The organism is Paractinoplanes deccanensis (assembly GCF_016862115.1).
In the GTDB taxonomy this organism is placed as follows: Bacteria; Actinomycetota; Actinomycetes; order Mycobacteriales; family Micromonosporaceae; genus Actinoplanes; species Actinoplanes deccanensis.
The window spans coordinates 1-7,671 of the sequence record NZ_BOMI01000058.1; the positions used below are offsets into that span (position 1 = coordinate 1).

6 protein-coding genes are annotated in these 7,671 nt (G+C 71.1%); 2 read left to right on the forward strand and 4 right to left on the reverse strand.

The annotated features are described in order from the left end of the window. Positions 1-225 precede the first annotated feature (225 nt). Positions 226-2,478, reverse strand: a complete 2,253-nt coding sequence (locus Ade02nite_RS15175; protein ID WP_203762611.1) for an FtsX-like permease family protein — start codon at positions 2,476-2,478, stop codon at positions 226-228. Then, a complete protein-coding gene (locus tag Ade02nite_RS15180) occupies positions 2,472-3,197 on the reverse strand; it encodes an ABC transporter ATP-binding protein (protein WP_203762614.1) in 726 nt (241 codons plus the stop codon). The genes Ade02nite_RS15175 and Ade02nite_RS15180 overlap by 7 nt, the downstream gene beginning before the upstream one ends. Before the next feature lie 100 nt (positions 3,198-3,297). On the opposite strand from Ade02nite_RS15180, the gene Ade02nite_RS15185 reads away from it, so the two are divergent. Together Ade02nite_RS15185 and Ade02nite_RS15190 are read left to right on the forward strand one after the other, a co-directional pair. Continuing rightward, the gene (locus Ade02nite_RS15185; protein ID WP_203762617.1) at positions 3,298-4,404 is read left to right on the forward strand and encodes a sensor histidine kinase; all 1,107 of its coding nucleotides are present in this window, start codon (positions 3,298-3,300) and stop codon (positions 4,402-4,404) included. Beyond that, the gene (locus Ade02nite_RS15190; protein WP_239168769.1) at positions 4,401-5,162 is read left to right on the forward strand and encodes a response regulator transcription factor; all 762 of its coding nucleotides are present in this window, start codon (positions 4,401-4,403) and stop codon (positions 5,160-5,162) included. The genes Ade02nite_RS15185 and Ade02nite_RS15190 overlap by 4 nt, the downstream gene beginning before the upstream one ends. A gap of 117 nt (positions 5,163-5,279) precedes the next feature. On the opposite strand, the gene Ade02nite_RS15195 is transcribed toward Ade02nite_RS15190, so the two are convergent. Continuing rightward, positions 5,280-6,596 carry an MFS transporter gene (locus Ade02nite_RS15195; RefSeq protein WP_203762620.1) on the reverse strand — a complete coding sequence of 439 codons (1,317 nt, stop codon included), beginning with the start codon at positions 6,594-6,596 and terminating at the stop codon, positions 5,280-5,282. Positions 6,597-6,710: 114 nt separating this feature from the next. Continuing rightward, positions 6,711-7,671, reverse strand: a 961-nt coding sequence (locus Ade02nite_RS15200; RefSeq protein ID WP_203762623.1) for a PucR family transcriptional regulator, incomplete at its 5' end; no start/stop codon positions are given.

A 7,671-nucleotide genomic window follows, 5' to 3' on the forward strand; every position in this document is an offset into this window, starting at 1 on the left:
GTGCCGAGCGCCCTGCGCGCCAGCCGTGCCGAGCGGCGCTGCGTGCCGCTCACGTCAAACGGCCCTGAATTCCGGCCCGGCCAGGGGCGCTGAACAGTCTGCATGCCGGTGGCCGTCGCCCGTGTCGTGCTCTGGAACCCGTCAGCCCGTCAGCCGTTTGGCGGCTGGTCTGGCCGGCCTCGTGCGGCCGGGATCCGAGGGCTCGTCCGGGCGCCGCGCGTCTGCTCAGCCATCTCGGTTCGTTGTCGTTGCAGGTCTCCAGAGGGAAGCGATCAGGCCGACGACCAGGCAGCACGCCACGGAGGCGCCGATCGTGGGCCAGGAGAAGGCGACGGGGACGTGGTCGCCGATCTGCGCGCCCAGGGAACGGGCGGAGCCGGCCACCGCCAGCAACCCTGCGCCGCCGCCGAGCAGGGAGCCGATCGCCACCACCAGGGTGGTCTCCAGAGCCACAGCGCGTAGCACCTGTGCGCGGGATGCGCCGGTCAGCCACAGGACCCGGTGGTCCGGTCCACGGCGACGGGCGGTCATGAGCAGCGTGTTCGCGACGGCGAGCGCCCCGGAACCTGCGGAGACGGCCAGCAGCAGCATCGTGAACACTCGGATCAGCCGGTCGTCCTCCGCATCCGCCTGCCGAGCGAGGGCACCCGGATCGGCTGTCCGTGCACCTGCCGGAACCGGGCCTGGCGGCACGGGATAGACGGCGGGCGCCAGGGCGGACGGATCGTGCTGCCGCACTGTGTCGCGGTGCAGGACGAGATCAGCGATCAACGGGCCCGGCGGGGCGGTTCCGGCCACCCGCACCGTCTCGCGCCGGCCGTCGGCGAAGGTGACGGAGACCGAAGGTCCGTATCGCTCGGCCGCCTGCGCCGAGACCAGCGCGGTTCCGCGATCCACCGTGTCCGCTCCGATCACCGGCAGTGCCTTCCCTGCGACGTAGACGGTCGTGTCCAGCGGAGCCCGGCCGGCGGTGCTGTCGGGAAGACCCGGAGTCCCATCGGGCACGAGCAAAGTCTCGGCGCCGATCGTGTTTGCCCGCCGGGTCTGCCAGGCTGCGGCCGAGGTCTGCACGGTGCCGGTGACGAAGACTGCGAAGGCCACGGTGAACAGGACGGGTGCCGCCGTGGAAGCCGTCCGCCGGACGGCGGCATGTGCGCTCTCTCGAGCCAGCAGCGCGGTGATGCCGCTCCACGGTCCCAGCAACAGCCGTATGAGTGCCGGCACGACCGCAGGGGCGAGCAGGGCTGCGGCGGCGACCAACGCCATCGCGCCGAGCAGCGCGTAGGTACCCACGTCTTGCATGTCACTGGCGCTTGCGGCGGAGACGCCCGCGGCCACCGCGGCGCCGGCCGCGGTCAGACCCGCAATCCACCGTCCGCGGCTCATCGCTCTCGGTTCGGCCTCGGCGACCCGCAGCGCTTCCATCGGGCCGACCCGGGCCGCCCGTCGTGCAGCCAGGGCCGCACCGGCCACGGAGATCAGCGGCCCCGTTGCGAGCGCCGCCGCCAGAACCCATGGCTGCCAGCGCACGGCGTACCCGTGTGGTTCGAGTCCCGCTCCGACGAGGAATCTGGCGAGTGCGAGGGCGGTGAGTGCGCCGAGCAGGACACCGACGGGCGCGGCGAGCAGGCCGAGGAGCAGAGCCGCGCGGTGCAACATCGACCGGACCTGGCGTGGGGTCGCGCCCACCGCGCGCAGCAGGCCGATCTCGCGGCGGCGTTGATCGACCGCATACGCCGAGGTGGACGCTATGAGGAAGACGCACGCGAACCCGCCGAGTGCGGTCGTCGCGGTGAGCACCTGCATACCGATCCAACGGGTGCGCGCATCGGAACGCGGCTCGGCGACGCCACGCGCGTCGCCCGTGGACACGAGCCCTGCCGGTCCGACGACGGCTCGCACGGCTTCCATCGACGGTGAGCCGGAGAGGCCGAGGGCACGGACGCCAGGAGCGAGCCGCGCCGCGTCCGGCTCGGAGAAGTAGACGCCGGGCCAGCCCGTGTGCCCGCTCACCTGCCAAGTCGTCGGTCCTGCGGCGGTCAACAGAGTCAGGGGAGCGCCGACCGGAACGCCGAGCGACCGGTTCACGATCACTTCTCCCGAGCCCGGCGGGTCATCGCCGAGCCAGGCGTACCCCGCAGTGCTGTCGGCGACCGGCTGGCCGTCAAGCAAGGGCTGGGCGTAGAAGCGACGGTCGACGGCGACCCTGTCGACGCCCGGCACCGTACGCAGCCGCTCGATCAGGGAGCGCACAGCCTCGGCAGACCATGGCACCGGCTCGGCGAACTCGTCGGCCCGGTTGGCGGCCGCCGGGCTGGTCACCACCGCCTCGAAGGCGGCGAGGCGATCGGGCACCCGGGGCTGACCCGACGTCAACAGGAGCAGGAAGGTGGTGACGATGGTCGTGCCGAGCAGGACCGCCAGAAACGTGCCCTTGCGGTCGCCGCCGACCCCGACGGCGGAGAAGCGGCTCAGCATGACCGCTCCAACATGGTCATCCGGTCGGACACCGCGGCCGCGTCGGCGCCCGTCAGCTCCTCGGTGACCCGGCCGTCGACCAGGAGGAGCACACGGTCAGCGACCGCCGCGGCCACCGGGTCGTGGGTCACCAGCACGATCGTGCGACCGTGCTCGTCGACGAGGCGTCGCATGAGGCTCAGCACCTGGCCCGAGGTGGCCTTGTCCAGAGCGCCGGTCGGCTCGTCGGCGAACACGACCGCCGGTCGCGCGAACAGTGCGCGGGCGATCGCGACCCGCTGCTGTTGCCCACCGGAGAGCTCGTGGGGCCGGTGACGCGCACGATCCGCCAGGCCTACCTCGGCCAGCGCCGCCGTCACGGCAGTGTCGTCAGCCCGGCGACCGGCGAGCCGCACGGGTAACGCAACGTTCTGGGCCGCGGTCAGCGATGACACCAGATTGAGGTCTTGGAAGACGAAGCCGATCCGGTCACGGCGAAAGCGGGTGAGCGCGTCGCCGCCGAGCTCGCCCAGCACGGTCCCGTCGACGGTGACCATGCCGGAGGTGGATGGCTCGAGACCGGCGGAGCAGTGCAGCAGCGTCGACTTGCCGGAGCCCGACGGGCCCATGATGGCGGTGAAAGTGGATTCCGGGAACTGGACGGTCACGCCATCGAGCGCCGTCACGGCGCCCGCAGTGGCCTCATATGTCTTGCTCAGCTCGTGCAGGACGACTGTCATGCAGCGACGATCGGGCACGGCGGTGCCGATGTCGTCAGACCGAGGTCTGTCAACCCGTGGTCTGACGCGGCGTGCGTCCGAGGCCGATACTGTCTGTCGCGTGACGCTTCGCCGATTGATGGACGTCGCGCTCGCCTCGGCTGCCTGGCTCATTTGCTGGGCCGCGGCCATCGAGGCTACCGGCTTCCACGAACCCGTTTCCCTCACCGTGCTCACGGTGGTCCTGCTCGGTGCGCCGCTGCTGGTGCGCCGGCAGTGGCCGATCGCCGGCACGCTTGTCATCAGCGTGACGGCGAGCTTAGCGCTTGCCGTGGGGATCGTGCCCGACTATGCCTCCACCGGTCCACTCGTCGCGGTCGCCGCAATGCTCTACACGGTCGGCGTGCACGTTCCGAAGCGCCGAAGCGTGCAAACCGCGCTGGTGACGACCTTCATTTTGCTGGTCGGCACCGTGATCGCCGACGTGTCCTCGGACGGGCCCGGGATCGCGGGCACGGCGTTCGCCGCTCTGGTCTGCGCGGCGAGCTGGGTGCTCGGCTGGACGCTGCGCGAGCGTCACCGTCAGGCCGAGCTCAGCGCCGCCCGTGCGACCGAGCGGGCTGTCACGGAAGAACGTCTGCGGATCGCGAGGGAGATGCACGACGTCATCGGCCACAGCCTCAGCCTCATCGCGGTCAAGGCCGCCGTCGCCAACCACGTCGCCGAGAAGCGCCCGGAGGAATTGCCGGCCGCGCTCGCGGTGATCGAGGCGACGAGCAGACAAGCCCTCGAAGAGTTGCGCCGGTCGGTGGGTGAACTGCGAACAGAGGCCGACTTCGCCGCGCCCCGGGCGCTCGGCGACCTTTCCCACTTGGTTGATCGTGCGGCTTCGGCCGGGGTGGCGGTCAGTTTGGACGTACGTGGGGGAGAAGACGCGCCAGAGAGCGTCGTCCTGGCCGCCTATCGGATCGTGCAGGAGTCCCTGACGAACGTGGTGAGGCACGCTGCCCCGGCGAGCTGTCGCGTCGATGTCGCGGCCGTCGACGGCCAGCTCCGCATCGAGGTCGCCGACGACGGCAACCGGCGGTCCGGCCCGAGCCGCGACGGGATGGGTATCGCCGGCATGCGGGAGCGAGTCACGGCACACGGCGGCAGCTTCTCCGCGGGTCCGTGTCCGGGCGGCGGCTTCGCCGTGGTCGCCACACTTCCGTACGGAGGGGCGCTGTGAACGCCGACCGTGCCGCAGAGGCCGTTCGTGAGGCAGACCCGGCGGTGCGTGTTTTGATCGCGGACGACCAGGAGCTGTTGCGCGCGAGCTTCCGGCTGTTGATCGAGCTGACTCCGGGGCTACAGGTCGTGGGCGAAGCCGGCACGGGGGCAGAAGCCGTGGAGCTGGCTCAGCGGGAGCAGCCCGATGTCGTGCTCATGGACATTCGGATGCCGGAGCTCGACGGGATTCAGGCCACCCGGCGGATCTGCGGTGATCCACGCACGCCCCGCACCCGGGTGCTGATACTCACGACCTTCGACTTCGACGTCTACGTCTTCACGGCGCTGCGCGCGGGGGCCAGTGGGTTCCTGCTCAAGGACGTGGCGCCCGGTGACCTCATCGCCGCGATACGGGCTGTGGCCGCGGGAGACTCGCTGCCCGCGTCCTCGGTCACTCGGCGGTTGATCGCGCACTACGCCGCGGGGTCGTCGCAGCCGGCGGCCGATCTTCCGGTCGCAGGCATGGGTCACGTCACCGATCGGGAACGGGAAGTGCTGGTCCTGATCGCCGGTGGGCTTTCCAACGCCGAGATCGCCGATCGGTTGAGGTTGGGCCTTGCCACGGTGAAGACCCATATCAGTCGCTTGCTGGCCAAGCTTCACGCGCGCGATCGCGCTCAGCTGGTCATCGCGGCGTACGAGTCGGGGCTCGTTGTGGCATCCCTCCAGCGCGAGGGGAGGTGGGAAGCTCGCGCCAACGTCGCGGTGGACGAGTGAGTGCGCGTCGGCCGTGAACAGCGGTCGGCAAGCGGGCCGGTGGGCGGATGGGCGGGCGCCCGGGTGGACGGATGAGTGGGCGCCCGCGCCGTGAGCGTGTGAGGAGGAGGTGGTGGGTTACTGGGTGACGCGGTCGTGGCTCAGGGAGGAGCGGGCCGTTTCGCGGGTCACGACGACCGAGACGATGGTGAGGACGGAGGCGATCGTCATGTAGATGGCGACGGCAGTGGTGTTCGGGTTGTCGGTGCTGCCGAGCAGGCGTACGGCGATGATCGGGGCCAGGGCGCCGGCGAAGATCGAGGCGAGCTGGTAGCCGACGGAGGCGCCGGTGTAGCGGACCGACGTGCCGAAGAGCTCCGAGAAGAAGGCTGCCTGCGGGGCGTACATGAGCGCGTGCAACAGCAGGCCGACCACGACCGCGAGGGTGATCAGGCCCTCGGAGCGGCTGCCGACGAGGTCGAAGAAGAAGAACGACCAGACGGCCACGCCTACGGCGCCAGTCAGGTAGAGGGGGCGGCGGCCCACACGGTCGGACAGCGCGCCCACCAAGGGGATCACGACGAACTGCACGACCGAACCGATCAGCAGGGCGCTGAGGATCATCTCGCGGTCGGACTTCTCGCCGGCGTAGGTGGTCAGGAAGGTGATCGAGATGACCGTGAACAGGTAGTACGAGATGTTCTCGGCGAGTCGCATGCCCATCGCGACGATGACCTCGCGGGGGTAGCGGCGCGCCACCTCGAGCAGCGGCTGGTGCCGTTCACCGAGGCGGTTGCGCGCCTCGGCGAACAACGGCGACTCCTCGACGGACAGACGTACCCAGAGACCCACCAGGACCAGGATGGCGCTGAGGAGGAACGGGATGCGCCAGCCCCACGCGTTGAACGCCTCATCGGACTGCACCGCGGCCAGCACCCACAGGACGCCAGTGGCGAGCAGGTTGCCCAGGGCGACACCGGCCTGTGGCCAGGACGTCCAGAGGCCGCGGCGGTTGTCGTCGCCGTGCTCGGCTGCCATCAGCACGGCGCCGCCCCATTCGCCGCCGACCGCGAAGCCCTGGGCCAAGCGGCAGACCAGCAGGAGTACGGGCGCGGCTACGCCGATGGTCGCGTGCGTGGGGAGCAGGCCGATCGCGATGGTGGCGATGCCCATCGTCATCAGCGAGATGACCAGCATTTTCTTGCGGCCTACGCGGTCGCCGAAGTGTCCGAAGACGACACCGCCGAGCGGGCGGGCGACGAAACCGAGCGCGTACGTGCCGAAGGCGAGCAGCGTCGCGGTGGCCGGATCTGACGAGGGGAAGAAGAGCGTGCCGAAGACCAAGGCGGCGGCCGAGCCGTACAAGAAGAAGTCGTACCACTCGACGGCGGTGCCGACCAGGCTGGCGAAGACGACCTTCACCAGTGATGTTTTGGGAGCGGTGAGCGTCGACATGGGAGGACTCCTGACTGTGACCGGGACCACATCGTCAGGTGACGATATGCCGCCTGCCGGGTGGTTTCCCATGGCCGCGGCAGCCACAGCCTCCGAGTGGGTTGTGTCGTCTGCCTACATGCCGAGTCGGTGCAGCCGCAGGGCCAGACGAAGGTCCAGCGAGCGGTCCGGTTCCTGCCAGCCGGGGCCGAGCAACTGCGTGATCCGGTCCAGTCGCTGGCTGACCGTGTTGACGTGGACGTGCAACTGGTCCGCGGCGCGCGTGAGACCGCCGCCGGCGGCGAAGTAGGCGTCGAGGGTCTGCACCAGTGCCGTGCCACGCTTCTCGTCGTACGAGATCACCGGTTCGAGCACGCTGTCGACGAAGCCGCGAACGTCCTGCCTTCCGCCCTCGCCGAGCAGCAGGCCGACGTAGCCGAGCTCGGCGGCGCTCGCTCCCGTTCCGGTGCGGCCCAGGGCGGCGAGCGCGCGGACGCACTGCTCGGCCTCCCGGTGGGCCGGCGCGACCGCGGCCGGCTCGGTGGCCGGACCGGCCGCGCCCGCGGTGATCGGGCGGCCGAGCGCCCGGGCCGCCTCCCGGGACACGGTTTGCGCCGCTTGGCCGGGATCGGCGCCGGGCAGCAGCAGGGCGGTGCGTCCCTCGCGGGCCATGGCGAGGCCCCCACGGGCTGCGGCGAAGGTTCGGGCCCACGACGCGATCTGCGCACCGTCGGCGACGACCACGACGTGCGGGGCGTCCAGGTCCACGCCGAGGCGGGCGGCCCGCGAGCGAAGTGCGGCCGGGTCGCGGGTGGGGTGGCTGAGGAGGTCGTCGAGGAGCTCGCCGCGGACCTGGGCCTCGGCGTCCGCGACCGTTCGGCGGAAGAGCAGCAGGAGGGCGGTGATCTGCGCGGCTCGTTCCAGGGTGCGCTGGTCGGCGTCGGACAGGGGGTGCGCCGGCTGGAACACCAGCGCGCCGAGGTTGTCGGTGCCCGCGACCACCGCCGCGACGTGGAGGGCGCCGCGGCGCACACTCCGGCCTTCGAGTCGGGAGGCCGCGACCGCCTCGGCCAGCACCGCCGGATCCGGCGATGCC

What these genes read in the sequence shown, in the direction of transcription:
- Ade02nite_RS15195 (WP_203762620.1), bottom strand. Translation starts at nt 6,596, where the DNA reads ATGTCGACGCTCACCGCTCCCAAAACATCACTGGTGAAGGTCGTCTTC.
- Ade02nite_RS15175 (WP_203762611.1), bottom strand. Translation starts at nt 2,478, where the DNA reads ATGCTGAGCCGCTTCTCCGCCGTCGGGGTCGGCGGCGACCGCAAGGGC.
- Ade02nite_RS15180 (WP_203762614.1), bottom strand. Translation starts at nt 3,197, where the DNA reads ATGACAGTCGTCCTGCACGAGCTGAGCAAGACATATGAGGCCACTGCG.